23 protein-coding genes and 1 rRNA gene are annotated in these 24621 nt (G+C 57.8%); 6 read left to right on the forward strand and 18 right to left on the reverse strand.

Annotated features, from left to right (window positions below; genetic code table 11):
* Nucleotides 1-112 precede the first annotated feature (112 nt).
* Complete coding sequence (locus F0320_RS01580; RefSeq protein ID WP_126331198.1) at nt 113-2395, forward strand: ATP-binding protein; 2283 nt, start codon at nt 113-115, stop codon at nt 2393-2395.
* 69 nt (nt 2396-2464) lie between these two features.
* Nucleotides 2465-2788, forward strand: coding sequence for a DDRRRQL repeat protein YjdP (gene yjdP / locus F0320_RS01585; RefSeq protein ID WP_039262386.1), 324 nt, complete (start codon nt 2465-2467; stop codon nt 2786-2788).
* A 40-nt stretch (nt 2789-2828) separates the two neighbouring features.
* On the opposite strand, the gene phnP is transcribed toward yjdP, so the two are convergent.
* From phnP to F0320_RS01665, 16 genes are all read right to left on the reverse strand, one after another.
* The gene (gene phnP / locus F0320_RS01590; protein WP_126331200.1) at nt 2829-3587 is read right to left on the reverse strand and encodes a phosphonate metabolism protein PhnP; all 759 of its coding nucleotides are present in this window, start codon (nt 3585-3587) and stop codon (nt 2829-2831) included.
* Nucleotides 3588-3596: 9 nt separating this feature from the next.
* The gene (gene phnO, locus F0320_RS01595) at nt 3597-4031 is read right to left on the reverse strand and encodes an aminoalkylphosphonate N-acetyltransferase (RefSeq protein ID WP_126331202.1); all 435 of its coding nucleotides are present in this window, start codon (nt 4029-4031) and stop codon (nt 3597-3599) included.
* The gene (gene phnN / locus F0320_RS01600; RefSeq protein WP_126331204.1) at nt 4024-4575 is read right to left on the reverse strand and encodes a ribose 1,5-bisphosphokinase; all 552 of its coding nucleotides are present in this window, start codon (nt 4573-4575) and stop codon (nt 4024-4026) included. Before phnN ends, phnO begins: the two co-directional genes overlap by 8 nt.
* Nucleotides 4572-5708 (reverse strand): alpha-D-ribose 1-methylphosphonate 5-triphosphate diphosphatase, encoded by a 1137-nt coding sequence (gene phnM, locus F0320_RS01605; RefSeq protein ID WP_126331206.1) that lies wholly within the window; start codon nt 5706-5708, stop codon nt 4572-4574. The genes phnN and phnM overlap by 4 nt, the downstream gene beginning before the upstream one ends.
* Entirely contained in the window at nt 5705-6385 is a 681-nt protein-coding gene (gene phnL / locus F0320_RS01610) for a phosphonate C-P lyase system protein PhnL (RefSeq protein WP_126331208.1), read from the reverse strand. The genes phnM and phnL overlap by 4 nt, the downstream gene beginning before the upstream one ends.
* A 9-nt stretch (nt 6386-6394) precedes the next feature.
* The gene (gene phnK, locus F0320_RS01615) at nt 6395-7150 is read right to left on the reverse strand and encodes a phosphonate C-P lyase system protein PhnK (RefSeq protein ID WP_008500057.1); all 756 of its coding nucleotides are present in this window, start codon (nt 7148-7150) and stop codon (nt 6395-6397) included.
* Nucleotides 7147-7992: an alpha-D-ribose 1-methylphosphonate 5-phosphate C-P-lyase PhnJ gene (gene phnJ, locus F0320_RS01620; RefSeq protein ID WP_033144435.1), complete on the reverse strand. Its 846-nt coding sequence runs from the start codon at nt 7990-7992 to the stop codon at nt 7147-7149. Before phnJ ends, phnK begins: the two co-directional genes overlap by 4 nt.
* Complete coding sequence (locus F0320_RS01625) at nt 7985-9049, reverse strand: carbon-phosphorus lyase complex subunit PhnI (RefSeq protein WP_126331210.1); 1065 nt, start codon at nt 9047-9049, stop codon at nt 7985-7987. Before F0320_RS01625 ends, phnJ begins: the two co-directional genes overlap by 8 nt.
* Nucleotides 9049-9633 (reverse strand): phosphonate C-P lyase system protein PhnH, encoded by a 585-nt coding sequence (gene phnH / locus F0320_RS01630; RefSeq protein WP_047653070.1) that lies wholly within the window; start codon nt 9631-9633, stop codon nt 9049-9051. The genes F0320_RS01625 and phnH overlap by 1 nt, the downstream gene beginning before the upstream one ends.
* On the reverse strand, nt 9630-10082 hold the full coding sequence (gene phnG / locus F0320_RS01635) for a phosphonate C-P lyase system protein PhnG (RefSeq protein ID WP_126331212.1): 453 nt from the start codon (nt 10080-10082) through the stop codon (nt 9630-9632). Before phnG ends, phnH begins: the two co-directional genes overlap by 4 nt.
* Nucleotides 10083-10808: a phosphonate metabolism transcriptional regulator PhnF gene (gene phnF, locus F0320_RS01640; protein WP_126331214.1), complete on the reverse strand. Its 726-nt coding sequence runs from the start codon at nt 10806-10808 to the stop codon at nt 10083-10085.
* A gap of 20 nt (nt 10809-10828) precedes the next feature.
* The gene (gene phnE, locus F0320_RS01645) at nt 10829-11608 is read right to left on the reverse strand and encodes a phosphonate ABC transporter, permease protein PhnE (protein WP_023334213.1); all 780 of its coding nucleotides are present in this window, start codon (nt 11606-11608) and stop codon (nt 10829-10831) included.
* Between the two features lie 52 nt (nt 11609-11660).
* The gene (phnD, locus tag F0320_RS01650; RefSeq protein WP_126331216.1) at nt 11661-12677 is read right to left on the reverse strand and encodes a phosphonate ABC transporter substrate-binding protein; all 1017 of its coding nucleotides are present in this window, start codon (nt 12675-12677) and stop codon (nt 11661-11663) included.
* A gap of 24 nt (nt 12678-12701) precedes the next feature.
* Nucleotides 12702-13490 carry a phosphonate ABC transporter ATP-binding protein gene (gene phnC, locus F0320_RS01655; RefSeq protein WP_023334215.1) on the reverse strand — a complete coding sequence of 263 codons (789 nt, stop codon included), beginning with the start codon at nt 13488-13490 and terminating at the stop codon, nt 12702-12704.
* Nucleotides 13491-13626: 136 nt separating this feature from the next.
* Nucleotides 13627-14064, reverse strand: a complete 438-nt coding sequence (gene yjdN, locus F0320_RS01660) for a VOC family metalloprotein YjdN (protein WP_047653066.1) — start codon at nt 14062-14064, stop codon at nt 13627-13629.
* Between the two features lie 80 nt (nt 14065-14144).
* Nucleotides 14145-14480: a zinc ribbon domain-containing protein YjdM gene (locus F0320_RS01665; protein ID WP_126331218.1), complete on the reverse strand. Its 336-nt coding sequence runs from the start codon at nt 14478-14480 to the stop codon at nt 14145-14147.
* A gap of 595 nt (nt 14481-15075) precedes the next feature.
* Here F0320_RS01665 and crfC point away from each other — a divergent pair.
* Together crfC and F0320_RS01675 are read left to right on the forward strand one after the other, a co-directional pair.
* The gene (crfC, locus tag F0320_RS01670) at nt 15076-17430 is read left to right on the forward strand and encodes a clamp-binding protein CrfC (RefSeq protein WP_126331220.1); all 2355 of its coding nucleotides are present in this window, start codon (nt 15076-15078) and stop codon (nt 17428-17430) included.
* Nucleotides 17427-18302, forward strand: a complete 876-nt coding sequence (locus tag F0320_RS01675; RefSeq protein WP_126331222.1) for a diguanylate cyclase regulator RdcB family protein — start codon at nt 17427-17429, stop codon at nt 18300-18302. Before crfC ends, F0320_RS01675 begins: the two co-directional genes overlap by 4 nt.
* A gap of 44 nt (nt 18303-18346) precedes the next feature.
* Here the strand turns inward: F0320_RS01675 and kdgT are convergent, their stop codons facing one another.
* Nucleotides 18347-19339, reverse strand: coding sequence for a 2-keto-3-deoxygluconate transporter (kdgT, locus tag F0320_RS01680; protein ID WP_126331224.1), 993 nt, complete (start codon nt 19337-19339; stop codon nt 18347-18349).
* A 648-nt stretch (nt 19340-19987) separates the two neighbouring features.
* Between kdgT and proP the strand changes: the two genes are divergently transcribed.
* Entirely contained in the window at nt 19988-21490 is a 1503-nt protein-coding gene (gene proP, locus F0320_RS01685; RefSeq protein WP_047653062.1) for a glycine betaine/L-proline transporter ProP, read from the forward strand.
* A 33-nt stretch (nt 21491-21523) separates the two neighbouring features.
* On the opposite strand, the gene F0320_RS01690 is transcribed toward proP, so the two are convergent.
* Complete coding sequence (locus F0320_RS01690; protein WP_126331226.1) at nt 21524-22477, reverse strand: nickel/cobalt transporter; 954 nt, start codon at nt 22475-22477, stop codon at nt 21524-21526.
* 496 nt (nt 22478-22973) lie between these two features.
* Between F0320_RS01690 and F0320_RS01695 the strand changes: the two genes are divergently transcribed.
* A 16S ribosomal RNA gene (locus tag F0320_RS01695) occupies nt 22974-24513 on the forward strand.
* Nucleotides 24514-24621: the final 108 nt, after the last annotated feature.

Consider the following 24621-nt stretch of genomic DNA (forward strand, 5'->3'; position numbering starts at 1 on the left):
ATGTCAGAAGCTGTTCATATTTGTCATAGTTATGAAAAGCTAATCGCCATCACATTTTCCTTTTCCCTCTCCCGGTGGGTGAGGGCGCCAAACCGCACAGGAGCCCAAACCCATGCCATCACGCCGTCCGCCCTTTTTCGCCAGCGCCCGAGGCCGCCTGCTGATTTTTAATCTGCTGGTGGTCGCCGTGACGCTGATGGTGAGCGGCGTGGCGGTGCTCGGCTTTCGTCACGCCAGTCAAATCCAGGAGCAGGTTCAGCAGCAAACGCTGGATGACATGACCGGCAGCATGAACCTGGCCCGTGATACCGCCAACGTGGCGACGGCGGCGGTGCGGCTTTCGCAGGTCGTCGGGGCGCTGGAGTACAAAGGCGAAGCCGAGCGCCTGAAGCAGACGCAAATGGCGCTGCGCCGCTCGCTGGAACAGCTTGCGGATGCGCCGCTGGCGCAGCAGGAGCCGGCGCTGGTGGCGCGCATTATTCAACGAAGCAATGAGCTACAGCAGAGCGTGACGGAGATGCTTGAGCGCGGCCAGCGGCGCCATCTGGAGCGTAACGCGCTGCTGAGTTCGCTGTATCAAAGCCAGAGCTATCTGCGTCATCTTCAGGACATCAACCGCCGTTACGACAGCAACGTGCCGGATGCGCAGCAACTGATGGAGATGGACCGGCTGATCGCTGCCGCCATCGACACGCCTTCGCCGCGCGCGACCGTTCAGCAACTGGACGCCGTGGCCGCTGCGCTGCCCCGGAGTGCCGTGCAGCCGGTTGTGAAGGAAGTTCTGCCTGATTTTAATGCCGAGTTAGGCAAGCTCGCCCCGCTGTCGAAGCAGCTGGAAGAGAGCGATCTGGCGATAAGCTGGTATATGTTCCACATCAAGGCGCTGGTGGCGATCCTCAACAGCGACATTAATCAGTACGTCTGGCAGGTGGCGCAGGCCTCCCGGCTTCGTACGGCCCAGAGCCATCACGAGCTGCAGTCCATCAGCGTGTTTATCAGCTTCTTCGCCGTGCTGGCGCTGATCATTACCGGGTGCGCCTGCTGGTATATCTACCGCAATCTGGCCTCTAACCTGACGGCGATTTCCCGGGCGATGTCGCGCCTTGCTCACGGCGAACAGGATGTCTCCGTTCCCGCCCTCCAGCGGCGAGATGAGCTGGGCGAGCTGGCGCGCGCGTTTAACGTTTTTGCCCGTAATACCGCCTCGCTTGAGCACACCACGCGCCTGCTGAAAGAGAAAACCACGCAGATGGAGATCGACCGCGTTGAGCGTCAGGGGCTGGAAGAGGCGCTGCTGCACAGCCAGAAGATGAAGGCGGTCGGACAGCTGACCGGCGGGCTGGCGCATGATTTTAACAACCTGCTGGCGGTGATCATCGGCAGCCTTGAGCTCACCGACCCCGAATCAAAAGACGCGCCGCGCATTACCCGGGCGCTGAAGGCGGCCGAGCGCGGCGCCTTACTGACGCAGCGCCTGCTGGCGTTTTCCCGCAAGCAATCCCTGACGCCGCATGCGGTAGAGATGCTGCCGCTGCTGGAGAACCTCCGGGAACTGCTGCGACACTCCCTGCCTGCCACCCTGACCCTGGAGATTGAAGCGCAAACCCCGGCGTGGCCCGCTTGGATTGACGTTAGCCAGCTGGAAAACGCCATCATCAATCTGGTAATGAACGCGCGCGATGCGATGGAAGGGCAAAGCGGGGTGATTAAAATCCGGACCTGGAATCAGCGCGTCACCCGCAGCGACGGGCGCAGGCAGGATATGGTGGCGCTGGAGGTGATTGACCGCGGCAGCGGGATGTCGCAAGAGGTAAAATCCCGGGTCTTTGAACCGTTCTTCACCACCAAGCAGACCGGAAGCGGGAGCGGGTTAGGCCTGTCGATGGTCTACGGCTTTGTGCGCCAGTCCGGTGGCCGCGTGGAAATTGAAAGCGCGCCGGGGCAGGGAACGACCGTCCGGCTTCACCTCCCGCGCTCGGTGCTGCCTGCCGCGGTCGATGATGAAGCGTTGTCAGCCACCGCCTCCGTCGATAGCGAGCGGCTGGTCCTGGTGCTGGAAGATGAGGCGGATGTTCGGCAAACCCTGTGCGAGCAGCTGCATCAGCTCGGCTACCTGACGCTGGAAGCGGACAACGGCGAGCAGGCGCTGAACATGCTGGAGGCTTCACCGGATATTGGCATGTTTATCAGCGACCTGATGTTGCCCGGCAGCCTCAGCGGCGCCGAGGTGATTAACCATGTGCGCAGCCATTACCCGCTGCTTCCTGTACTGCTGATCAGCGGCCAGGATCTACGGCCCGCGCATAACCCGCAGCTGCCGGACGTTCAGCTACTGCGTAAGCCGTTTACGCGGGTGCAGCTGGCGCAGGCGCTGCGCAAGGTCATGGTAATTTGAGATTCCTCCGCTACCCCGGCTTCCCGCCGTTCATTATCGTAAGGCCAGTTCACCTGCGAGTCTGGCCTTATGAAACGTTACTCAACTGCTCTGTTATTCGGTCTGCTGTCACTCACCAGCCAACTGGCTCATGCCGATATTGTTGATGATGCTATTGGCAACATTCAGCAGGCGATCAACGATGCCTATAACCCCGGCAGCAGCCGCAGCAATGACGACGACGATCGTTATGACCGCAGCCGTCAAATCGACAGTCGACAGTACGACGATCGTCGCCGGCAGCTCGAAGACCGACGCCGCCGTCTGGACGAGCGCCAGCGACAGCTGGATGATGACAGACGTCGTCTGGAAGAGGATGAGCGGCGGTTAGAAGACGATTACGATCGAGGCTAAGTGCGGCCTGGTGCCCTCTCCCACGGGAGAGGGAGAAAACCTAATCCAGCACCAGCACCATCCCGTCATAGCCCGCTTCTATGCCCTGCGGCAGCGGGTTATCCATCATCCACACGTCAAACTGATGGCTGATATGCGTCAGGATCACCTGCGGGCAGCCAATCGCCTGGTTTAACGCAATCACGGTATTTAAGTCGCAATGGTTTCGCGGCGTTTCCTCGCGTGGCTCATGGCTGCAGTCGATAATCATCGCCTGCGGCTGGTTGTTGAGCAGGAACTTTACCGTTTTTTCCGGCAATCCGGCGGTGTCGGAAAGCCAGGCCACGCTGCTGTGGGCCGACTCCAGCAAATACCCGAAGGTCAGTTTCGAATGGTTGAGCGGCAGTGGCGTGACCCGCAGACCCTGAAGCTCAAACATCACAAACCGTTCGACCGTGTGGCTGAAATCCAGAATGCCGGGGTGTTTAAACAGGTCGTCGCACCCGGCGTCGTCCGGCGGACCGTAAACCGGAATCGTCGCCCCCACGCCCCAGCGCAGGGGGAACAGCCCCTGAACGTGATCCATATGGTAATGGGTGAGCAAAAACTGCTGGAAGCTGCCCGCCGGCCAGTCGTCCATCAGGTGCGAAATACCCGCGTCCAGCAGGGTCACCGCATCGTTGAATTTGACTACCGCGCTGCACGGGCGACGGCGATAGTTATCCTGCAGGCGCGCCCGGCGACACGCCGCGCAGTCGCAGCCAAAGACCGGCACCAGCTGGGCGCCACCCGTTCCCGTCAACGTGATGGTCAGACTCATAGCGCACCTCTACAGCGGTTTGGTGAATCGGAAATGGCTCTGCGTGTATCCTTCACGAACGTAAAAACGATGGGCGTCGGTGCGCTTCACGCTGGTGGAAAGTTCGGTCAGCTCCGCGCCGGCCTGTCGTGCCACCCCTTCCGCCCAGGCCAGCAGCTGACTGCCCACCTTTAACCCGCGCGCCTGCGGCATCACCACCAGCTCCTGGATCTCGCCGATCCAGCGCGCGTGATGGAGGTGAAACTGCAGGTGCAGGCCGATCATGCCGATGACCTGCCCGCCCAGTTCGGCAAGCTGATAGCGCATGTTGCGATCCTGCAGATTGGCAAGATAGCCCGCGTGAAACGCCTGATGGTCGAACTCTGCCTGCTTCAGTTCGCAGATCAGGGCATAGACAATCTGCGCATCGTCGGCGGTGGCGGGGCGAAGCTGGCAGTCAGGCATGCTGTTTCTCCTTCTGGCGGATAAGCGATAAAAAGGTATCGACTGACTGTGGCAAACTTCCGTCGTTATTGAGGATGTGGCAGTCCGACGGGGCATAGCGGGCCGCCCGCTCAAGCCGCTGATCGATCTCACGGGCTGATTCACGCCCCCGACTCTGCAACCGGCTGCGCAGAACGTCCGGCGAAACCTGCAGGCAGACCGGCAGCAGGGCCGCCTCATAGCGGGCGCGCGCTTGTGGCAGATGCGCGCGCGAGCCGTTAACCAGCACGTCGAAGCCCGCATGCAGCCACAGATCGGTCTCAATGCCGATCCCATAGTAATAACCGTTGGCATGCCAGCTCAGCGCCAGCAGGTTTTGCCCGGCGCGGATGAAAAACTCCTGCTCGCTCAGGGCGATATGATTTTCACTCCCGGCATTGGCCGCGCGGGTAATATAGCGGTGCGCGACCAGCAACTGCGGATGTTCCCGCTGCCGTAAGGCGGACAGCAGGCTGTCCTTACCGGAGCCGGAGGGCCCCATTAACCAGATGAGCCTTCCCATCAGAACACCCTTTTTCCCTGACGCCAGACGTGGTCGATATGAACATGCTCGCCCTTGCGGTGGGCGAGTACCAGATCCGCGCGTTTACCCTCGGCGATTTCCCCGCGATCCTGAAGATTAAGCGCCGAGGCCGGGTTTTTCGTCACCAGGCGAATCGCCTGCGGCAGCGTGAAGCTGTTGCTCTCGTCCTCGGCAACCCGGAACGCCGCATCCAGCAGGCTGGCGGGGTAGTAGTCGGACGAGAGAATATCCAGCAGGCCGAGGGAGGCGAGCCTGCTTGCCGCCACGTTACCGGAGTGCGAGCCGCCGCGCACGATGTTCGGTGCGCCCATCAGCACGTTCATGCCGTGCCCGCGGGAGGCTTCAGCCGCTTCAAACGTGGTGGGAAATTCGGCGATCACGCTGCCAAGCTGGTGGGATTCGCGCACGTGATCGTGCGTGGCATCGTCATGGCTGGCCAGGGCGATGTTGCGGTCCCGACACATTGCGGCAATCCTGAGACGGTTCGGCTGAGACCACTGCGCTGCAAGCGCCAGCTGTTCTTCTTCATAACGGGCCATCTCCGCATCGCTGAGAGAATATTTGCCCTGATAGTATTCGCGATACTTTTCAATGTTGGCGAACTGGCGCTGCCCCGGCGAGTGGTCCATCAGGGAGACCAGCGAGACCGGCTCGCGTCCGACCAGCTTTTCAAACAGCGGCAGGGTGGTGTGGTGCGGCAGCTCGCAGCGCAGGTGCAGACGGTGCTCGGCGCGGTTGAGGCCGCGTTTTTGCGTCTCCTCCACGGCGTTGATCATCTTCTCCAGATTCTCCAGGCGATCGCCACCGTCGCGCACGTCGCCAATCGCCACCGCGTCCAGCACGGTGGTAATGCCGCTGGCGACCATTAGCGCGTCGTGGCTGCTCATCGCCGAATGGGCGGGCCAGTCGACCTTCGGGCGCGGGGTGAAGAATTTGTCCAGATTATCGGTGTGCAGCTCAATCAGCCCCGGCAGCAGCCAGCCGCCCTCACCGTCCATTGCTTCAGGGGTACGGCTCTGGGTTTCGGCAAAGGCGCGAATAACGCCTTCATGGACTTCAACCGAGCCATCAACAACTTCATTTTCCAGCACCAGCCTGACGTTATTGATAATCATGCGTGGACCCCCATCGGGTGCAATCTGTCCGCCACGCGGCTGCGTACGGCGTCGTCGTGGAAGATCCCGACGATCGCCGCGCCGCGCGCTTTGGCCTGTTCGATCAGCCCCACCACGGCCGCGCTGTTTTTACCGTCGAGCGAGGCGGTGGGTTCATCCAGAAGTAAAATCGGATAGTCGACGATAAAACCGCGGGCGATATTGACGCGCTGCTGCTCGCCGCCGGAAAAGGTCGATGGGGCGAGGTGCCACAGGCGCTCCGGCACGTTGAGGCGCGTCAGCAGGCTGGCGGCTTTGGCGGCGCAGGCTTCGCGCGGCACGCCGAGATCCAGCAGCGGCTGCATCACCACGTCCAGGGCGGAGATCCGCGGGATCACACGCAGAAACTGGCTGACCCAGCCGATCGTCGTGCGGCGCACTTCCAGCACCTTACGCGCGGGGGCCTGCACCAGATCGACCCACTCATCGTTGTGGCGAATATGAATGTGGCCTTCGTCCGGCAGATAGTTGGCGTACAGGGAGCGCAGCAGGGTGGATTTTCCGCTGCCGGAATGGCCGTGCAGCACCACGCATTCGCCGCTGCTGACCTCTAACGAGGCATTTTGCAGCACCGGCAGGCGCACGCCGTTTTGCTGGTGGAGCACAAAGGTCTTACTTACGTTTTGTACGTGGATCATGTTGGCCTCTTAGTTCTGCAACACGGACGACACCAGAAGCTGGGTGTACGGATGGTGTGGATCGTCGAGCACGCGGTCGGTTAACCCACTTTCCACCACCTGGCCCTGCTTCATCACCAGCAGACGGTCCGCCAGCAGACGCGCGACGCCCAGATCGTGGGTGACAATCACCACCGCAAGGTTCAGCTCCACCACCAGACCGCGCAGCAGGTCGAGCAGGCGCGCCTGCACGGAGACGTCCAGCCCGCCGGTGGGTTCATCCATAAACACCAGCTTCGGATGGGTGACCAGGTTGCGCGCAATCTGCAGGCGCTGCTGCATCCCGCCGGAGAAGGTGGTGGGCAGGTCGTCGATGCGCGAGGCGGGGATTTCAACTTCCTCCAGCCAGTGCTGGGCGGTAGCGCGGATGTTGCCGTAGTGGCGCGCGCCGGTGGCCATAAGGCGTTCGCCGATGTTGCCCCCGGCGGAGACCTGACGGCGCAGGCCGTCCATCGGGTGCTGATGCACCACGCCCCACTCGGTGCGCAGCAGGCGGCGGCGTTCGGCCTCGCTCATGCCGTACAGCGAGGCGCCCTCATACAGAATGTCGCCGTTCTGCGGCGTCAGGCGCGCGGAGATGGACTTCAGCAGGGTGGTTTTGCCGGAGCCGGACTCGCCGACGATCCCCAGCACTTCGCCCGGCCACAGCTCGAACGACACGTCGCTGAAGCCTTTGCCCGGCGCATACAGGTGAGTCAGGTGATTAACCGAAAGCAGCGGTTTCATTGGCTGTTCGCCTCGCTCTGTTGGCGGCAGTAATCGGTGTCGGAGCAGACAAACATCCGTTTGCCCGTGTCGTCCAGCACCACTTCGTCCAGATAGCTGTGTTTGGAGCCGCAGATAGCGCACGGCTCGTCCCACTCCTGCACCGTAAACGGGTGATCGTCGAAATCCAGGCTTTCCACGCGGGTGTAAGGCGGGACGGCGTAGATGCGTTTTTCGCGCCCGGCGCCGAACAGCTGCAGGGCGGGCATCATGTCCATCTTCGGGTTATCGAATTTCGGAATTGGCGACGGGTCCATCACGTAGCGCCCGTTCACCTTCACCGGATAGGCGTAGGTGGTGGCGATATGGCCAAAGCGGGCGATGTCTTCATAGAGTTTGACCTGCATGACGCCGTACTCTTCCAGCGCGTGCATGGTGCGGGTTTCCGTTTCGCGCGGCTCGATAAAGCGCAGCGGCTCAGGGATCGGTACCTGGAAAATCAAAATCTGATCTTCAGTGAGCGGGGTTTCGGGGATGCGGTGTCGGGTCTGGATCAGCGTGGCGTCTTCGGTTTTTTCGGTGGTATTGACGCCGGTGACGCGCTGGAAGAAGCTGCGGATCGACACGGCGTTGGTGGTGTCGTCGGCGCCCTGATCGATGACCTTCAGCACGTCCGCCTCGCCGATCACGCTGGCGGTGATCTGTATACCGCCCGTGCCCCAGCCGTAGGGCATTGGCATTTCGCGGCCGCCGAACGGCACCTGATAGCCCGGGATCGCCACCGCTTTGAGGATGGCGCGGCGGATCATGCGTTTGGTTTGCTCATCCAGATAGGCAAAGTTGTAGCCGCTTAAGTTAGCCATTGGCGCGCTCCCGTTGCAGGCGTTTCAGTAGTTCCAGTTCGGCCTGGAAATCGACGTAGTGCGGCAGCTTGAGGTGCGAGACGAAGCCAGCGGCCTCAACGTTATCCGCGTGGGCCAGCACGAACTCCTCGTCCTGCGCCGGGCCTGCAATGTGCTCGCCGTAGTCCGGTGCCTGCAGGGCACGGTCAACCAGCGCCATGGCCATGGCCTTGCGCTCGCCCATGCCGAACACCAGCCCGTAGCCGCGGGTAAAGTGCGGGTCTTCATCTTCCGGAGCGACGAAACCGTTGACCATTTCACACTCGGTCATCAGCATTTCGCCGACGTTCACCGCAAAACCCAACTCTTCCGGTACGATCTCAACGTCGATGTAGCCGCTGCGAATTTCGGCGGCAAACGGGTGGTTGCGCCCGTAGCCGCGCTGGGTGGAGTAGGCCAGCGCCAGCAGATAGCCTTCGTCGCCGCGCATCAGCTGCTGCAGGCGGGACGAGCGCGAGCAGGGGTAAACCGGCGGCGTGCGGGTGATGTCATCCGGCTGCGCGCCAGAATCTTCTTCCGCCTTCGCCAGGCCCTGTTTTGCCAGCAGGCTGAAGACGTGCGGAGACGGTTCCTGTTCGGCGTCGGAAGTGCTGAGCTGCGGCGCTTCGCCGCTCGCCAGCAGGGTAAAATCCAGCAGGCGGTGGGTGTAGTCACAGGTGGGGCCAAGCAGCTGGCCGCCGGGGATGTCTTTATAAACCGCTGAAATGCGGCGTTCCAGGCGCATCTCCGCCGTATTCACCGGCTCGCTGACCGCCAGTCTGGCAAGCGTGGTGCGGTAGGCGCGCAGCAGAAAGATGGCTTCGACGCTGTCGCCGCTGGCCTGCTTCAGGGCCAGCGCCGCCAGCTCGCGGTCGGCGATGCCGCCCTCGGTCATCACGCGGTCAACGGCGAGGTTTAACTGCTGTTCAATCTGGGCGACGCTCAGCTCGGGATGCCGTTCATCGCCCCGTCGTCTGTGCGCCTGCAGCGCATGGGCGGCGGCGATGGCCTTCTCGCCCCCTTTCACGGCAACGTACATCAGCACACCTCCACGTGGGTGGTCCGCGGGATTGCCAGCAGGCGCTCGCCGCAGGTCAGGATCAGGTCAATGCCCAGCGGGAACGGGTGCGGGCGCTCGGTCAGCTCGTGAATGATGCACTCCGGCAGCTGCGGCGCGACCATGCGCTCGTCGGCGATGCCTGCCCCCGTGAGGCGCAGCATGCGGCCGCCGCTCAGGCTGGAGACCTGCAGGATCAGCGTGGCGCTGGTCTCCGGGGCGACGGCGCTGCCTTCGCTCAGGGCGTTCAATTGCTCATGGCTGATTTGCTCATCGGCCACGGCAAAAACCGCCTGCTGGGGCTGATCGACCAGCGGAGCGCTGGTGTGAAAACGCAGGTTCTGGCTGGCGATATCGTTCGACAGCGCGCCCGAGAGCCACACCGGAGTGTCGTTATCGGCAAGCGTCAGCAGCACGCTGGTGGTCGCCAGGTTCAGCGGCAGCCAGCCCTGAGAGAGCTGGTGCAGCGAGACGATCGCGCCCGGCTCGCTCATTGCCTTCAGCAGGCGACGAAAACTGTGTTGGGCATCCTGGACGGCCAGGGTAAAAGCAGGTTGAAGCGTCATGCGTTGTCTCCGCGAACGAGCGTAAAGAAGTCGACCCGGCTGGTATTCACTTCGGCCTGACGTGCGGCAATGCGCGCGGCTCGGTCGGCTTCCAGCGGGGCAATAAGGGTTTCCATTAACGACTGGAAATAGGGTTGTTCCTGTAAAAGCGCGTCGATCACCGCGCAGCGCTCGGCGTGCGCCTTATCGCGCCCCAGCACGTAGCTGTAGCCCAGCGTGCCGCTGTTCAGACGGATCGCGGCGCGGGTGAGGGTGGCGTCTCCGGCGAAGAAGCGCTCGCCGGTGCCGCCCATGCGCGCCTGGATCTGAACAAGGCCGATCTCCGGGGCGCGAAGGGTGTCGTAGTCTGGCGTCAGGCTGAGCGCGTTCATGCGGGCAACCAGCGCAGCAGGCTGGCTGTGGGCCAGCACGCGCATCCAGCGCTGTCGGGTGGCGGTATCGAAGTGCATTCAGTGCTCCATGGTGAATTCGATCATGTCGGCGCGGGTCAGGCTGACGGAGTATTCCGTCGCGTCGATCTCGCCGTCACGGTGGTTGAGGGTGCGCACGCAGAGCAGCGGGGCCATATTGGGGATTTCAAGCACCTTGCTCTCTTTCGCCTGCGCGCGACGGGCGCTGATGCGCGTCTGGGTGCGCTTGAGCGCAATGCCGGTCGCATCCTGAAGAAAATCATGCAGCGAGCCGCTGGAGAAATGCTGGAGCACGGGCCAGAGGGCGAGGTCCGCAAAGTAGTGGTCTATCTGGCATACCGCCACGCCGTTAACGCGACGCAGGGTGCGCAGGTGAATGACGTCGTCGCCTTCCTGAATACCCAGCGCGTCCGCCACGTGGCTGGAGGCCGGACGCAATACCGAGAGCATCTTTTCGCTGGTCGGGTGGCTGCCCTGATCCAGCAGGTTCTGACTAAAGCGCGCCTGGGCGTTCAGCGGATAGTCGAACGGGCGCATCAGCACCAGCACGCCCACGCCCTGACGGCGCTGGACCCAGCCGCGCTCGACCAGCTGGTCAATGGCGCGACGCAGGGTGTGGCGGTTCACTTCATAGCGGTCGGCAAGCTGCTGCTCGGCGGGCAGGTAGTCCCCGCAGCGGTAGTGCGTGCGCAGCTCCACTTCGAGCTTTGCCGCAATCTCCTGCCAGCGGGTGGGGTAACTGGTCGGATGTCTGGATAAGTGCATACAAAACAAAGCCTCGCTTCTCAGATGAAGTGCTTACGCAAACGTTGAGAGAGGAAATCCAGCAGGCTGACGGTGACGATGATGAGCACCATCAGGGCGCAGGTTTGCTGAAACTGGAAGCCGCGAATCGCTTCCCACAGGGTGACGCCAATCCCGCCTGCGCCCACCATGCCGACCACCGTCGCGGAGCGTACGTTGGACTCAAAACGGTACAGGGAGTAGGAGATGAGCAGCGGCATCACCTGAGGCAACACGCCGTACAGGATCTCTTCGATTTTGTTGGCGCCCGTGGCGCGGATGCCTTCCACCGGGCCGGGTTCAATGGCTTCAACCGCTTCGGAGAGCAGCTTGGAGAGCACGCCAGTGGTGTGGATGAACAGCGCCATCACGCCGGCGAACGGACCCAGGCCGACGGCGACCACGAACAGCATCGCAAAGACCATTTCATTGATGGCGCGACAGGCGTCCATCAGGCGACGCATCGGCTGGTATACCCACCACGGCACGATGTTTTCGGCGCTCATCAGGCCAAACGGAATGGAGAGAACGACGGCAAGGGCGGTGCCCCAGACGGCGATTTGCAGGGTGACCGCCATTTCGCTGAGATAGTCCTGCCACTGGCTGAAGTCCGGCGGGAAGAAGTCGGCGGCGAAGGTCGCCATGTTGCCCGCGTCTTTGAAGAGCAGCAGCGGATCCATTTCCGCGCCCTTCCAGGAGATAACCAGCACCGCCAGCAGGATGGCCCAGCTTATCAGCGAGAACCAGCTGCGCTTAGGCGGCGGGAGTGTGATGGTTTGCATGTTGGCTCCTTTGGGTTTAGTCCCCTCTCCCACAGGGAGAGGGAGAAAGGCACTACTGCACCGCTTTATTCACGCTCGTCATCGCACCGAGCGCGGCGGTCAGGCGGTCGAGGTCTTCCAGCTGCGCCTCAATTGCGGCCACTTTGCTGGTCTTCTCGTCGTCCTTCAGCCCTTTGTTGTCCTTCACGCCCTGCATCTCTTTAAACAGCGCCAGCTGGCGAATCGGGACCAGCTGCAGATCGCTTGACGGGCGGAACGGTGCCCAGCCCAGACGCGCCAGGACCGCTTTCTCTTCCGGCGTTTTGCCATAGGTCATGAAGAAGTCGTACACCTTGTCCTTGGTGCTCTCGGAGAGGTTTTTACGCCAGACGATCGGGTCGCCCGGAATCAGCGGCGATTTCCAGATAACCTTGATCTCTTTCAGCTTGTCCGGCGCTGAGGCTTTCAGCTTGTCGAGGTTTTCGGTGTTGTTGGTGGCAACGTCCACCTGCTTGTTGGCCACGGCCAGGGCGTTAGTTTCGTGGCTGGCGTTCACCGTGCGTTTGAAGTCGCTGGCGGAGGCGTTGTTTTTGGCGAAGACGTAGTAGCCAGGGACAAGGTAACCGGAGGTCGAGTTCGGGTCGCCGTTGCCAAAGGTCAGCTCTTTGCGTTTGGCGAGCAGGTCGTTGAGGTTGTTGATCGGGCTGTCTTTGTTGACGATCAGCACGCTCCAGTAGCCCGGGGAGCCATCAGCCGCGACGGTCTGGGCAAAGACCTGGCCGTTCGCGCGGTCCACCGCTTCCATGGCGGAGAGGTTGCCGTACCAGGCGATGTCCACTTTATTAAAGCGCATCCCCTGGATGATGCCCGCGTAGTCCGGGGCGAAGAAGGCGTTCACTTTGATCCCCAGTTTGGTTTCCATATCTTTCAGGAACGGTTCCCACTGAGGCTTCAGGTTTTGCTGTGATTCCGTCGAAATAATGCCGAAGTTCAGCGCTTTTTCCTGCTCTTGTGCATACGCCGGGCTTAACAGGGTGCTGAGGCTGAACATGCTGGTAAAGGCCAGCGCGGCAACGGCTTTGTAGCTCATGTACTTTCCTCGGATCGGGTTTAATTAAGCAGCCTGCGCGTTCTCTTCGACGCGGTTTATGCTGCGGTAGAGATGGTCAAAACGTTCGTTATCAAACTGATGGCTCGCGCCATCAAAGAACACGTGTCCCTGACGCAGGGCGACAATGCGTTCGCAGTAGCGCAGGGCGTAATCCACCTGATGCAGCGTGACCACCACGGTGATGCCGTCGTTCTGGTTAATGTCGCGCAGGGTTTCCATCACGATGCGGGCGGACTCCGGGTCCAGCGAGGCGATGGGTTCGTCAGCGAGAATAATTTGCGCTTTCTGCATCAGCGCACGCGCAATCGCCACGCGCTGCTGTTGTCCACCGGACAGGGTGGAGACGCGCTGGTGGGCAAAATGCGCCATGCCGACGCGGGTCAGCGCCTGCAAGGCTTCCTGCTTCTGCGAAGGGGAGAACCAGCGCAGACAGGTGCGCCAGAACGGGGTGCTGCCGAGCGCGCCAATCAGCACGTTCTCCAGCACAGTCAGGCGGTTCACCAGGTTGAACTGCTGGAAGATATAGCCCGTCTGGGCGCGGCTCTTGCGGATATCGCTGGCGAGACGGCCCGCGCGTTGCACGGTATTGCCCAGCAGCTCGACGTGGCTTTCCGGCGTTTTATCGCAGGTGATAAGGCCGCTTAAATGACGCAGAAGGGTGGATTTACCGGAACCGGATGGCCCCAGCAGCGCCACCATTTCGCCCTGCTGGACGGTCAGATCAACGGCATGCAGAGCCTTATTGTGATTGAAGGTCTTGCTCAGTTTCTCGACGCGGATGACGGTTTGCATGTGCTGGGCCTCACGATAAATGTGGCCTCATGCTGGCGCATCAATGTGACATTTGGGTTAAGTCTGGGTTGCGGGAGTTTGAAGAGTTGAGCGGAATTTGATGACAGGCGGAGGCAGACCGCCCACCGCCCGAAAATTAGTGCTGTTGCTTAACGACGTTAATCATCCACGGCACGCCGTATTTATCGGTGACTTTACCGAAACCGTGTGCCCAGAAGGTTTCCTGCCAGGCCATGTCGATATTCCCGCCCGCGGCGAGGTTGTCGAACCAGCGTTTGCCTTCATGGACGTCCTGGGTGTCGAGAACCAGGGTGAAGCCCGCGTACTGCGCGTTGCTGCCCGGCGGCATCCCGTCGCTCATCATGATATCGCTGCCCGCAATGCGGACGTTGGAGTGAGCGATAGCCGAATCCGGAAATTGCATGCCGGACGGACAGCCTTCATCGCTGTTATCGCTTTTTGGCATTTCGCCGAAGGTGATTTTATAGAGAAGCTCAGCGCCGACGGCTTGCTGGTAGAAAGAAGTGGCTTCTGCACAGTTGCCGGCGAAAGAGATGTAGGGACTTAACGGCATAATCTTTACCTCACGAAAGAAAAGCCCGTTAAGTGTAGTTCCCGAAAGCCCGGTAAGCGAAGCGCCACCGGGCGGGTAAATCAGTTCTTTTTCACGAACTCTGATTTCAGCTTCATCGGACCGAAGCCGTCAATTTTGCAGTCGATATTATGATCGCCTTCAACCAGACGGATATTCTTCACTTTGGTGCCGATCTTCAGCATGGAAGAACTGCCTTTCACTTTCAGATCTTTAATCACGGTTACGCTGTCGCCGTCCGCCAGCAGATTGCCATTTGCATCTTTTACGAGAAGTGCATCAGCATCGTGTGATGGTTCGGCATCATTCCATTCGTGAGCGCATTCAGGGCAGATGAACATGCCATTATCTTCATAGGTGTATTCAGAATTGCATTTTGGGCAGTGTGGGAGTGACATATCGGTATCCTCAAAAAGTGTAAACACGCTGGAAAGTGCCAGCTAAATAACGGCAGCGTGCCGAAAAAGGCGGCAAGTATAGCGCAAATCCACACGTTTGTCGGTGATATTGTGAATTAAAAAAATGCAAAAAGCGTATCAGGAGTGACACTTCCTGTCAGTCAGTTAAGCGAAGCTTACCTCATTAACACGGTGGGAAGAAATGACGCTAAATATATCGAATATTTTATTGCAGCAAATTGCTACGCTCCTTCATTTCGGATAAGGTGAAGCGACACATTGTTATTTATCTCCTGACTTCGCTGCCATCCATATCTTCTGGCAGGGGCGTATTACCTCTCTTTTTAGGTGGGTAAATAATGATGATATATCCTGAAGTTTCTTAAAATTGGGCTACGCTTTTTTCCTTTGGCCGTCAGGCCACAAGGGGAGCTATACACGCCATGCAAGGATAGCGAATTATTTCTGATTGTCATCAATCAGTTATATTTCGGCGAACATGTTTTCCACACGTGATCATATAAGCCTGAACAACATAATTAATACCAGTGGCTTAATAAAAGTAATAAATTTGCGTTAAGGAAAGGCTTTTATCATGCACACACAGACCATTTTTGAATTAAGCCAGGAAGCTGAGCGTTTGCTACAGCTCGCCCTGCAAAACCTCGATACCTTGAAATCAATGCCGACTGCGATGCTGGAGAGCACCGCGGCTGCTATTACGGGTGAAAAGAACAACGTTTTACCTTTGCATTTTAGTGCGCGCGGTGTCGAAGCGCAGCAGGCGATGCTGAATAATGAATTACGAAAAATAACCCGGCTGGAAATGGTCCTGGCTATTGTGGGCACCATGAAAGCGGGGAAATCGACCACCATTAATGCGATTGTGGGGACTGAAGTGTTGCCGAACCGCAATCGTCCGATGACGGCGCTTCCTACCCTAATTCGCCACACGCCGGGCCAGAAGGAGCCGGTGCTGCATTTCTCACATGCCTCGCCCATTGATGAATTGATCCAACTGCTCCAGAAAAAGCTATGCGATTACGATCGCGGGAAGCTGGCCCAGCATCTGGAAATTGATAAAGACATGAATACGCTGCTGGAGCGCATTGAAAAAGGAGAAGCGTTTGAGAAGCATCACCTGGGCGCGCAGCCGATATTTCATTGTCTGAAAAGCCTCAACGATCTGGTGAGACTTTCCCAGGCGTTAGGCGTGGCGTTTCCGTTCTCTGAATATGCGGCTATCGAACACATTCCGGTCATTGAAGTGGAGTTCGTGCATCTTGCGGGTCTGGATGCTCACCTCGGGCAGCTGACGCTGCTCGATACGCCCGGGCCGAATGAGGCGGGACAGCCGCATCTGCAAAAAATGCTCAGCGAGCAGTTGTCCCGCGCGTCGGCGGTGCTGGCCGTGATGGATTATACCCAGCTTAAATCCATTTCTGATGAAGAAGTCCGGCAGGCCATTTCCGCGGCGGGAAAATCCGTGCCGCTGTATGCCCTGGTCAATAAGTTCGATCAGAAAGATCGCAATAGCGATGATGAAGAGCAGATCCGGGCGATGATCTCCGGCACCTTAATGAAAGGCAATATTTCGCCTGGCCAGATCTACCCCGTTTCGTCCATGTGGGCCTATCTGGCGAACCGCGCTCGCTACGAGATGAGTACCCACGGACAACTGCCGGATCATCAGGAGCAACCCTGGGTGCAGGATTTTGCCGAAGCGGCGCTTGGGCGGCGCTGGCGTACGGCGGACCTGGACGATATCGACCATATTCGTCATGCTGCCGATTTGCTCTGGGAAGATTCGCTTTTCGAACAACCGATACGCAAGCTGATCTACGCCGCCTATGCCAATGCCTCGCTTTACGCGCTGCGTTCGGCCTCGCATAAGCTGCTCAACTACGCACAAAATGCCCGGGAGTACCTCGACTTCCGCTATCAGGGGCTGACGGTTGCCTTTGAGGCGCTGGAACTGAATATCGCACGTCTGGAAGAGGACATGGCGCATCTGCAGACGCGTCAGAGCGTGGTGAGCGATGAGGTGAAACATGAAGTTGAGGAGGCGCTAAACGCCACTGCGGACTTTATGGGAGCGCAAAAAACCGCGCTTAACCAGGCGATTGGCGAGGTGTTCAGCGCCCAGCATATTCTTGATTTGGCTGGCATCGATCGGCAGACCCCTCACGGTGAGGAGCCGCACGAGCTGAAGCAGCTGGTTCTGGACGATGAAGGGCAGGCGCAGATCGCGCTGAGTAAAATCCGCTCCTCCTGCGAACGGGTGATGCTGGATGCACAGACGAGAATCTGCCGGGAGCTGGCGTTACGCTTCGACCAGCTTGAATCTACGCTGGCGCGTTCCCTGAACGAAGCCATGCGCCCCATCGAAACGCGTATTAAAGAGCATCTGAGCCATGCGGGTTTTCGGGCGCGAATCAGTTTCCCGGCGTTTCAGGCTCACCAGCTTAACTTCAACACGCGGGCGCTGTTTAATGATGCGATAGCGCAGGATGACAGCCAGGCAGGCCCCTCATCAGGCGGGAGCAGCATGCGAGAAACGGTCGCTCGCTGGCTCAATAGCCCGGGCTGGGGCTGGGATGAGTATGTGGAAACGCGCACGCGATATGTTATCGATATTGCGCAGCTACATGACAAATTTAAGCAACATATTGAGCTGTTTTGTGAACAAATACGTAAAGCTTTGTCCGCGCAGGTCGATGTCTCTGTTACGGCAGGAATGGCGACGTTTTTTGCAGAATTTTCGTTGTGCCTGACCGGGTTACAGGAAAGCTTGCGTGATAGCCTCGCAGTGCGTCAACAGAATGAGCATTCAACCCGAGCGCTCTGCCAGCTGTTGAAGCAAAGCATTACGACTGCGACGTGGATACAGGAAGATACCCGACTGTTACGCGATGATATTCAAACTCTATTCGCGGCAGAGCAACCATGACAACACCACTACTGGACGGCCCCGGGCGAACGCTGGAGTGTATAAATCCAAAATTTATGGTCGATCTGGTGCAGGGCGTGGACGCGGCGCGTCATCCTCACCTGGGACCACAACAGCTTCAGTTTCGTGAGCGTTTGACTCAGGAAATCATGACGCATACCCGGCTACGCCCCTGGGCGATGGCGGGTATGCTCAATGAAAATGCAGCGCTGCGCCTGGGGCTGGCGGAAAAACTGGCCGGCATGCTTGACCCGGGTCATCTCGCGCTGACGCTGATGGCAGAGAAGCTGATTGCTTTGCGCCAGCAGACGCACCCGCGCGCCCAGCAGTCCCCCGGCCTGATGCAGCAGTACGCTGAACTCGCTTCTCATTTTACCCAACGCGCCGCCTATAAAGAGAAGGCGCTAACCCAGCGCGGGCTGACGGTGCAGGCGGGTGAGCATAGCGAGCAGATTTTTACCCGCTGGCGGGCCGGGCATTATGATGGCTGGTCGCTGGCCGGGCGCTGTTTTATCGTCCTGGAAGAGCTGCGCTGGGGGGCATTTGGTGACGCATGCCGCCTCGCGAATGAAGATGTGGCGGCAATGCTTAAGGATAACCTGCGCAGCATGGCGGCTAACTATCTGGCACAGGGCATCAGTGCGTCCCCCACGACCCGCCATTTCTATCACCAGTGGCTGACAACGCCGGCCTCTCCGGGTTTAATCGATCATAAAGACATGCTGGGCTGGCTGGGGGATTGGTGTCAGGCGGATCAACATCCGGTGAGCTGGTCAGTGACGCAAAACTGGCAGACCGTCGCGCTGGGCATGCCGAGGCTTTGTTCGGCAAAACGGCTGGTGGACGCGATGGTGGAAGAGATTTTTGGGTAAATCTTTCCCCCTCTCCCCATTGGGAGAGGGAACGGAGCGGTGTGTTAATGATTCATTCCTATCGGCTTCGGTTCTGGCAGGGTCTCTTGCATATTCCCGTAGCGTTTCGCATACAGCGCCGTGATGATGGGGACCAGAATCGCGGTGACGATCACGCTCGCGGCAACCAGCGCCGTCGCTGAAGCGGCGACCGGTTCGAAGGCAGGGTTAATTTGGGCAATAATCACCGGGTTTGCGACTGCAGCACCGGCGGCTGAAGAGGCGGCGACGCCGGCCGTGCCGTTTCCTCCTCCGATGACGCGATCGGCAATAATCAGCGGAATACCGGTGATGACGATCACGGCGATACCCAGCACAATGCCCAGCAGGCCGGTATCGAGAATGACCTTCAGGTTGATGGTGTTCCCCAGCGCGAAACCGAAGAACGGGATCAGCACCGGCGTGGCTTTGCTGAAGAAATCACGCAGATCGCGATCGAGATTGCCAAGGGCGAAACCGACCAGGAAGGGCAGGATCGCGCCGACAAAGTGGTGCGGTTCAAACGAGGCCAGGCCAGCAGACCCCAGGATCAGCATCGTCATAAGCGGGCCGGACTCCAGAGACATCAACACAAATGCGCCGGACTCTTCTTTCGTCCCGTACTGGTTCATCAGGCTGGCGTACAATCCGCCGTTGGTCATATCCATCGCCGAGACAATCGCCAGGACCGATAAACCCGCGAAGAACCCGGTCTGAATTCCATTCTCCGGAATGAACATCGCGCATATCATTGCCACCGCCCAGGCTACCGCTATTTTGGTTATCACCAGCGTGCCGGATTTCCGTAATACTGTCCCCGTTGCCCGCAAATTAATGGATGCGCCGATACAAAAAAACCAGACGGCAAGAATGGGAACCGTGCCTGTTATCATGCCTTTTGTGAAACCGCCAAAATAAGCTCCGGTATTGGGAGCAAGGGTATTCAGGATCGCGCCCAGTACCAGCGGAACCAGCATCATACCGCCGGGTATACGTTCTATCGTGGCTTTAATCTTCATAGACAAACCTCACATCGGATCCCGCAGTACGGGGGATAGGTGTTAAAAATTAGTCAATAAATTCAATTGATTGCTCGTATTGCTTGTGGTGTTTTTTCGAAAGCCCTGCAACAAAATTAAATGCGTGCTCTCAATTAACCTTTTCCTGAAACACGTAAAACGCTGAATTCGGATTTATGATGCGATCATTGGAATATTGATTCAATGAAAATAAAACATCGTTTTAGTTATCTTTATCACATATTCAATGTAAAAGCTGAGGCCGGTTCCTGTTGATGAAAATTTATGTAAACCTGATGTGAATTAACGTGGTTTATTTTTCTGTTACGAAAGAAATAATGACGTGCGGGAGGATGTTCTTCAGGTGGGGTAAGGAAGTACTTATTGGCACTCCCTGACAAAAATTTGCCTGAGTTGACGAGACGCGAAAATATGTGTGAAGTTGATCACAAATATAAACGCTGGTAGGGTAAAAAGGTCATTAACTGCCCAGGCAGGCGTCAACAGGTTCGGTTGTATCGACGTAAAACGTCAATGTAAGTAAACCTGCTACGCTTGAATAAGGCGATTCGCATGGAGCGGATCCCATGATTCACAGAACGCTAATTGAACTGTGAAACAGACAGGGCCGAGTCAACGAGGATAGCTATGCTGAGAAGGAAAAAGATTAAACCCATCACGCTTCGCGACGTCACCATTATTGATGACGCAAAGCTGCGTAAAGCCATTACCGCAGCCTCGCTCGGTAATGCGATGGAATGGTTCGATTTTGGTGTCTACGGCTTTGTGGCCTATGCGTTAGGTAAAGTGTTTTTCCCCGGGGCCGATCCCAGCCTGCAGATGATTGCCGCACTGGGTACGTTCTCCGTTCCCTTCCTGATTCGCCCGCTGGGCGGTCTGTTCTTCGGTATGCTCGGCGATAAATATGGTCGTCAGAAGATCCTGGCCATCACCATCGTCATTATGTCGATCAGTACATTCTGTATCGGCCTTATACCGTCTTACGCCACCATCGGCATTTGGGCACCCATTCTGCTGCTGATTTGTAAGATGGCGCAGGGCTTCTCCGTAGGCGGTGAATATACCGGTGCCTCGATCTTCGTTGCCGAGTATTCCCCGGACCGTAAGCGCGGATTTATGGGGAGCTGGCTGGACTTCGGCTCGATTGCCGGGTTTGTTATGGGCGCGGGCGTAGTCGTACTGATTTCAACCGTGGTAGGTGAAGATAACTTCCTCGACTGGGGCTGGCGTATCCCGTTCTTCCTGGCATTGCCGCTGGGGATAATTGGTCTTTACCTGCGTCATGCGCTGGAAGAGACGCCTGCTTTCCAGCAGCACGTCGATAAACTGGAACAGGGTGACCGCGAAGGGCTGCAGGATGGTCCGAAGGTGTCGTTTAAAGAGATTGCCACTAAGCACTGGCGCAGCCTGCTGACCTGTATTGGTCTGGTGATTTCGACCAACGTGACCTATTACATGCTGTTGACCTACATGCCCAGCTACCTGTCGCATAACCTGCACTACTCGGAAGATCACGGTGTGCTGATTATTATCGCCATCATGGTGGGTATGCTGTTTGTGCAGCCGATTATGGGCCTGTTGAGTGACCGTTTTGGTCGTCGACCGTTCATTATTCTGGGAAGCGTTGCGCTGTTTGCTCTGGCAATTCCGGCATTCATTCTGATTAACAGTGATGTGCTGGGGCTGATTTTTGCCGGTCTGCTGATGCTGGCGGTGATCCTTAACTGCTTTATCGGGGTGATGGCCTCAACGTTGCCCGCGATGTTCCCGACGCATATTCGCTACAGCGCGCTGGCCGCGGCCTTTAACATCTCGGTGCTGATTGCCGGTCTGACCCCGACGCTTGCCGCCTCGCTGGTCGAGAGCACGCAGAACCTGATGATGCCGGCTTATTACCTGATGGTGATTGCGGTGATTGGTTTGATTACCGGTCTTACCATGAAGGAGACGGCGAACCGTCCTCTGAAAGGTGCAACGCCTGCGGCGTCTGACATCCAGGAAGCGAAAGAGATCCTGCGCGAGCACTACGACAACGTAGAGCAGAAGATTGAGGATATTGACGCAGAGATTGAAGAGCTGCAGAAAAAACGCTCCCGACTGGTGGACCAGCATCCACGCATCAACGAGTAATAAAGAAACCCGCCAACGGCGGGTTTTCTTTTATTAGCATCCGGCAGCGATGTAGTCGCCATTGGCGCTGATGGGTATCACCGTCAGGAACAGTACCGTCGCAAACAGGATCAGGACTATCCCGCCGGCTAATTTGACTGCCGGTACGAGCCATCTTAATGAGGCGCTTTCTCCGAACCAGCTCACCGTGCGCTCGCGGGCATAACGTACTGCCAGTGAAAGCCCCACAATAGAGAGTGCGGTTCCTAAAGACATGGTCATGACCGCGGCCACTCCCCAAGTGACAATGCCCAGCGCATTCGAAAACATCAGAATCATGATCGCTCCGCTGCACGGACGTGCGCCGATCGCCAGAATGACACCCAGGCGCGTTTTCCAGTCGCCCCGCGTCAGGTCTGCCCCCACGCCGTGATGGCCGCAGCCACAGTGTTCATCGTGCTGATGAAGCGGCTTAATGGCGGAGATGGTCATCCTACGCGGGCGCAGGCTCTTCAGCGCCTGGTAAATAACAAACGCACCAAAAGCGCCAATAAGCACAGCGCTTATCTTCTCCACGTACCAGCGGCTGGTACTGATATCCCCTGAGGCGAGGTTAAACCCCACCGCCAGAATAAAGACAAACAGAATGGCGCTGACGCCCTGCATCAGGCTACCCAGGAAGGGGACGACCCGGGCGGCCAGCTCGCTTTCCTTATTGGTGGTCAGATAGGTCGTCACAATGAACTTTCCGTGCCCGGGTCCGATGGCGTGAAGGACACCATAAAGGAAAGCCCCCGTTAACAGCCATAATCCGCCGCTGTACTGGTGGTTATTAAGCTGCAGCAGATACATCACCAGATAGCGGTGCAGCGTAATTTGCGTGGCGAGACACCACTGGATAAAGGCGTTCCAGTGCGCATGCAGGGTAAAACCCGCAAAGAGGAGTGCCAGCAGCATCACCCCTGCTGTAGGGAGACGCCAGTCGCGGGCGAGGGGTTGTGTGGTCATGAGGGTGGGCCTGCACTGAGGAGAGTATTTGCCGCTAGTATAGTTGATCTTCCCGTTCAATTCGTAGGATCGCATCGCGATCCGCTCATGATTGTGGATAACTTTGTGCATAAAAGGGTATAAGGCGGGGTTTTGCTGTGGAATGCAGCAGTCAGTCATTTTTCTGTCATTTAGCGGTTGCGGCCTGCTGAGAACTCCCTATAATGCGCCTCCATCGACACGGCGGATGTGAATCACTTCACAAACAGCCCGGTCGGTTGAAGAGAAAAAACCCTGAAATAACGGGTTGACTCTGAAAGAGGAAAGCGTAATATACGCCACCTCGCAACGGTGAGCGAAAGCCGCGTTGCACTGCTCTTTAACAATTTATCAGACAATCTGTGTGGGCACTCAAAGTGACATGGATTCTTAACGTCCTCGGACGAAAAATGAATACCAAGTCTCTGAGTGAACATACGTAATTCATTACGAAGTTTAATTCACGAGCATCAAACTTAAATTGAAGAGTTTGATCATGGCTCAGATTGAACGCTGGCGGCAGGCCTAACACATGCAAGTCGAGCGGTAACACAGGGAGCTTGCTCCCGGGTGACGAGCGGCGGACGGGTGAGTAATGTCTGGGAAACTGCCTGATGGAGGGGGATAACTACTGGAAACGGTAGCTAATACCGCATAACGTCGCAAGACCAAAGAGGGGGACCTTCGGGCCTCTTGCCATCAGATGTGCCCAGATGGGATTAGCTAGTAGGTGGGGTAACGGCTCACCTAGGCGACGATCCCTAGCTGGTCTGAGAGGATGACCAGCCACACTGGAACTGAGACACGGTCCAGACTCCTACGGGAGGCAGCAGTGGGGAATATTGCACAATGGGCGCAAGCCTGATGCAGCCATGCCGCGTGTATGAAGAAGGCCTTCGGGTTGTAAAGTACTTTCAGCGGGGAGGAAGGCGATAAGGTTAATAACCTTGTCGATTGACGTTACCCGCAGAAGAAGCACCGGCTAACTCCGTGCCAGCAGCCGCGGTAATACGGAGGGTGCAAGCGTTAATCGGAATTACTGGGCGTAAAGCGCACGCAGGCGGTCTGTCAAGTCGGATGTGAAATCCCCGGGCTCAACCTGGGAACTGCATTCGAAACTGGCAGGCTAGAGTCTTGTAGAGGGGGGTAGAATTCCAGGTGTAGCGGTGAAATGCGTAGAGATCTGGAGGAATACCGGTGGCGAAGGCGGCCCCCTGGACAAAGACTGACGCTCAGGTGCGAAAGCGTGGGGAGCAAACAGGATTAGATACCCTGGTAGTCCACGCCGTAAACGATGTCGACTTGGAGGTTGTGCCCTTGAGGCGTGGCTTCCGGAGCTAACGCGTTAAGTCGACCGCCTGGGGAGTACGGCCGCAAGGTTAAAACTCAAATGAATTGACGGGGGCCCGCACAAGCGGTGGAGCATGTGGTTTAATTCGATGCAACGCGAAGAACCTTACCTACTCTTGACATCCAGAGAACTTAGCAGAGATGCTTTGGTGCCTTCGGGAACTCTGAGACAGGTGCTGCATGGCTGTCGTCAGCTCGTGTTGTGAAATGTTGGGTTAAGTCCCGCAACGAGCGCAACCCTTATCCTTTGTTGCCAGCGGTCCGGCCGGGAACTCAAAGGAGACTGCCAGTGATAAACTGGAGGAAGGTGGGGATGACGTCAAGTCATCATGGCCCTTACGAGTAGGGCTACACACGTGCTACAATGGCGCATACAAAGAGAAGCGACCTCGCGAGAGCAAGCGGACCTCATAAAGTGCGTCGTAGTCCGGATTGGAGTCTGCAACTCGACTCCATGAAGTCGGAATCGCTAGTAATCGTAGATCAGAATGCTACGGTGAATACGTTCCCGGGCCTTGTACACACCGCCCGTCACACCATGGGAGTGGGTTGCAAAAGAAGTAGGTAGCTTAACCTTCGGGAGGGCGCTTACCACTTTGTGATTCATGACTGGGGTGAAGTCGTAACAAGGTAACCGTAGGGGAACCTGCGGTTGGATCACCTCCTTACCTTAAAGAACCTGCCTTTGTAGTGTCCACACAGATTGTCTGATGAATGATAAACTTCTGAATGTACTTTTGAGTGCATTAAGAAGTTTTGCTCTTTAAAAATCTGGA

It is taken from the genome of Enterobacter dykesii, from assembly GCF_008364625.2.
GTDB lineage: Bacteria > Pseudomonadota > Gammaproteobacteria > Enterobacterales > Enterobacteriaceae > Enterobacter > Enterobacter dykesii.

What these genes read in the sequence shown, in the direction of transcription:
- phnL (WP_126331208.1), bottom strand. Translation starts at nt 6,385, where the DNA reads ATGATCCACGTACAAAACGTAAGTAAGACCTTTGTGCTCCACCAGCAA.
- F0320_RS01665 (WP_126331218.1), bottom strand. Translation starts at nt 14,480, where the DNA reads ATGTCACTCCCACACTGCCCAAAATGCAATTCTGAATACACCTATGAA.
- phnH (WP_047653070.1), bottom strand. Translation starts at nt 9,633, where the DNA reads ATGACGCTTCAACCTGCTTTTACCCTGGCCGTCCAGGATGCCCAACAC.
- F0320_RS01675 (WP_126331222.1), top strand. Translation starts at nt 17,427, where the DNA reads ATGACAACACCACTACTGGACGGCCCCGGGCGAACGCTGGAGTGTATA.
- F0320_RS01690 (WP_126331226.1), bottom strand. Translation starts at nt 22,477, where the DNA reads ATGACCACACAACCCCTCGCCCGCGACTGGCGTCTCCCTACAGCAGGG.
- F0320_RS01580 (WP_126331198.1), top strand. Translation starts at nt 113, where the DNA reads ATGCCATCACGCCGTCCGCCCTTTTTCGCCAGCGCCCGAGGCCGCCTG.
- phnF (WP_126331214.1), bottom strand. Translation starts at nt 10,808, where the DNA reads ATGCACTTATCCAGACATCCGACCAGTTACCCCACCCGCTGGCAGGAG.
- yjdN (WP_047653066.1), bottom strand. Translation starts at nt 14,064, where the DNA reads ATGCCGTTAAGTCCCTACATCTCTTTCGCCGGCAACTGTGCAGAAGCC.
- yjdP (WP_039262386.1), top strand. Translation starts at nt 2,465, where the DNA reads ATGAAACGTTACTCAACTGCTCTGTTATTCGGTCTGCTGTCACTCACC.
- phnM (WP_126331206.1), bottom strand. Translation starts at nt 5,708, where the DNA reads ATGATTATCAATAACGTCAGGCTGGTGCTGGAAAATGAAGTTGTTGAT.
- crfC (WP_126331220.1), top strand. Translation starts at nt 15,076, where the DNA reads ATGCACACACAGACCATTTTTGAATTAAGCCAGGAAGCTGAGCGTTTG.
- phnK (WP_008500057.1), bottom strand. Translation starts at nt 7,150, where the DNA reads ATGAAACCGCTGCTTTCGGTTAATCACCTGACTCACCTGTATGCGCCG.
- phnP (WP_126331200.1), bottom strand. Translation starts at nt 3,587, where the DNA reads ATGAGTCTGACCATCACGTTGACGGGAACGGGTGGCGCCCAGCTGGTG.
- phnJ (WP_033144435.1), bottom strand. Translation starts at nt 7,992, where the DNA reads ATGGCTAACTTAAGCGGCTACAACTTTGCCTATCTGGATGAGCAAACC.
- phnG (WP_126331212.1), bottom strand. Translation starts at nt 10,082, where the DNA reads ATGCACTTCGATACCGCCACCCGACAGCGCTGGATGCGCGTGCTGGCC.
- phnD (WP_126331216.1), bottom strand. Translation starts at nt 12,677, where the DNA reads ATGAGCTACAAAGCCGTTGCCGCGCTGGCCTTTACCAGCATGTTCAGC.
- proP (WP_047653062.1), top strand. Translation starts at nt 19,988, where the DNA reads ATGCTGAGAAGGAAAAAGATTAAACCCATCACGCTTCGCGACGTCACC.
- phnC (WP_023334215.1), bottom strand. Translation starts at nt 13,490, where the DNA reads ATGCAAACCGTCATCCGCGTCGAGAAACTGAGCAAGACCTTCAATCAC.
- phnO (WP_126331202.1), bottom strand. Translation starts at nt 4,031, where the DNA reads ATGCCTGACTGCCAGCTTCGCCCCGCCACCGCCGACGATGCGCAGATT.
- F0320_RS01625 (WP_126331210.1), bottom strand. Translation starts at nt 9,049, where the DNA reads ATGTACGTTGCCGTGAAAGGGGGCGAGAAGGCCATCGCCGCCGCCCAT.
- phnE (WP_023334213.1), bottom strand. Translation starts at nt 11,608, where the DNA reads ATGCAAACCATCACACTCCCGCCGCCTAAGCGCAGCTGGTTCTCGCTG.
- kdgT (WP_126331224.1), bottom strand. Translation starts at nt 19,339, where the DNA reads ATGAAGATTAAAGCCACGATAGAACGTATACCCGGCGGTATGATGCTG.